Annotated in this window: 2 protein-coding genes; both read left to right on the top strand. The window is 60.7% G+C overall.

Going from position 1 to position 2,491, the window contains the following annotated elements:
• Positions 1–968 (top strand): beta-1,3-glucanase family protein (locus BST27_RS30055; protein WP_083148805.1); only part of this gene is annotated, 968 nt, incomplete at its 5' end.
• 263 nt (positions 969–1,231) lie between these two features.
• Positions 1,232–2,491: PPE family protein (locus tag BST27_RS30050; RefSeq protein ID WP_139805477.1), on the top strand; the 1,260-nt coding region annotated here is incomplete at its 3' end.

Genomic DNA, 2,491 nt, shown 5'->3' with positions numbered 1-2,491 from the left:
CCCCGGGCCACCTCACGAAGGGGGGAGTGAATTACCCCAACATGTCATTCACTCTCGCCGACGCGCACAACTTCCAGATCCCGCCCGAATTCCAAGGCGCCCGGATATGGATGTCGATTAAGGAGCCGCTCTATATCGCCATCAACCCCACCGACACGGGCTATGCGGGCCCTGACCCGATCAATACTCTCGATCCGAACTACAGCACGGTCTACGACTGGTTTGAGCTGGCATACAAGTACAACGTTGTCCATTTCGGCGGCAACACCTCCCTGGTGGACCAGTTCGGGTTCCCGTACGAATTCACGCTGACGCAAACCTCCAGCGGCTTCGATCAAACCCGTGGCATGACTATGACGCGGGCCGAATTCTACGAACTGTTCACGAATACGACCGCACCCGAATTCCACCAAGAGATCATCTACGACACCAGCGGCAACCCGATACGAATCATTGCGCCGCGGACCGCCACGCCGGGAGTCCTGGCGAGTTGGCTTGACCCGTCGATCGATAGCTTCTGGACGCACTATGCGACCAACGAGTTCCACTACGACGGCGGCAACTACACGGTGACAGGCCACGTCGTCGGAAGCCAGTTCCTGTACGACCTGACCCCGACCGGGGGCACTACCACCTCGTACGTCATGGCGCGGCCAACCACGGCGGAAATCTTCGCCTCCAATGGCACATTCGTTGGCATTGACCTCCAGGGGGCGTTTCTCACCCAGCTAAATGCCGCGTTCAACCGAGGTGTGGCGAACACGCCGGAACAATGGGCCAACGTCGCCTCCTACTATCCGACGGGGGAGCGGTGGAACGAATGGGCACATTTCCTCCACATCTACAGCCTCGAGCACCTCGCCTACGGCTTCCCGTTTGACGATGCGCAAAGCCAAAGTTCGGTGCTGATCCTCAACAATGCTCAGCCTCCGACGCTGCTGACATTGAACCTTCATTACCTCCATTAGGACCTCCGCTAGGACCTTCATTAAGCCCTTCATTGAGATGCCCGCCGTCGCAGGCCGTTCGTCGTCAGTAAAGCCGTGCTGACACTGCTGGCCGCGAAAAGACGAGGGCGAGGCCGATCGCCGGGTAGCCGGTCGCGGTGCAATTGTCAACTCACATCGGTGATTGTCGGACCGCGCTACGAATGGATGTGGGGTGCAGATTGCGCAAGGCACCAGCGGCTTAGTGCAACGCTGCCGATTGTCAGCCGCGAGAGGTTGGCGCGGTGAATTTCCAGGTACTTCCGCCCGAAATCAACTCCTCGTTGATGTACAGCGGTGCGGGCACCGAGTCGTTGCTGACCGCGGCGTTGGCTTGGGAAGGGTTGGCCGCGGATTTGGGGTCGGCAGCTGCCTCATTAGAAGCGGTGACAGCGGGGCTGGTGGGTGGCGCTTGGCAGGGTCCGTCGGCGGCGGCCATGGCGGCCGCGGCGGCACCGTACGCGGGATGGTTGAACGCAGCGGCGGTCGCGGCCGATGCGGCGGGGGCTCAGGCGCGGGTGTTGGTGGGGATTTTCGAGGCGGCGTTGGCGGCGACGGTGAATCCGGCGGTGGTCGCGGCCAACCGATTTGAGCTGACCGCGTTGGCGTTATCGAACATTTTCGGCCAGAACACCCCGGCGATCGCAGCTGTTGAGGCCGCCTATGAGTTGATGTGGGCAACGGATGTGGCCGCGATGGTGGGCTATCACGCGGGCGCCTCTGCGGCGGTGTCCGCGTTGCCGGCATTCAGTGAGGCGCGGTCGTTGATCCTAAACGTGGGGTTGGCGCAGATCGGCAATCACAACCTCGGCTTGGGCAATGTCGGCCAATTCAACTTGGGTGCAGCCAATGTCGGTATGGGGAATCTGGGTGCCGCCAACAGCGGCGTCGGAAATATCGGCTTCGGCAACATCGGATCCGACAACGTTGGAGTGGCCAACTCAGGTTTGGCGGCCGGTCTGTCTGGTCTTGGCAATGTCGGCTTAGCCAACAGTGGCAGCGGCAACCGGGGCGTCGCCAACTCCGGTCTGGGCAATATCGGGTTCGGCAACACGGGTAACAACAACTGGGGGATCGGGCTCACCGGTAACAATCTGACCGGTATCGGGGGTCTCAACTCCGGCACGGGCAACATTGGGTTGTTCAATTCGGGGACCGGCAATGTCGGGTTTTTCAATTCGGGGACCGGGAACTTCGGGGTCTTCAACTCAGGCAGCTACAACACCGGCGTCGGTAATTCGGGGATCGCCAGTACCGGGTTGTTCAACCTCGGCAATTTCAACACCGGCCTGGCAAACACCGGCCACTACAACACCGGCGGCTTCAACACCGGAAGTTTCAACACCGGTGACGTCAACGCGGGCGACACCAACACCGGCTGGTTCAACACCGGCCACATCAACACCGGCATCGCCAACTCGGGCAATGTGAACCACCCCGGGTTTGATGCACACCTTCTTTCGAGGGAAGGTTGTTCGCATCATGGCGAAGAGGTACGACGAGGA

The organism is Mycobacterium intermedium (genome assembly GCF_002086275.1).
Taxonomy (GTDB): Bacteria; Actinomycetota; Actinomycetes; order Mycobacteriales; family Mycobacteriaceae; genus Mycobacterium; species Mycobacterium intermedium.
Note: the sequence above shows the minus strand (reverse complement) of the source record. Positions and strands in the feature narration are given on the sequence as shown.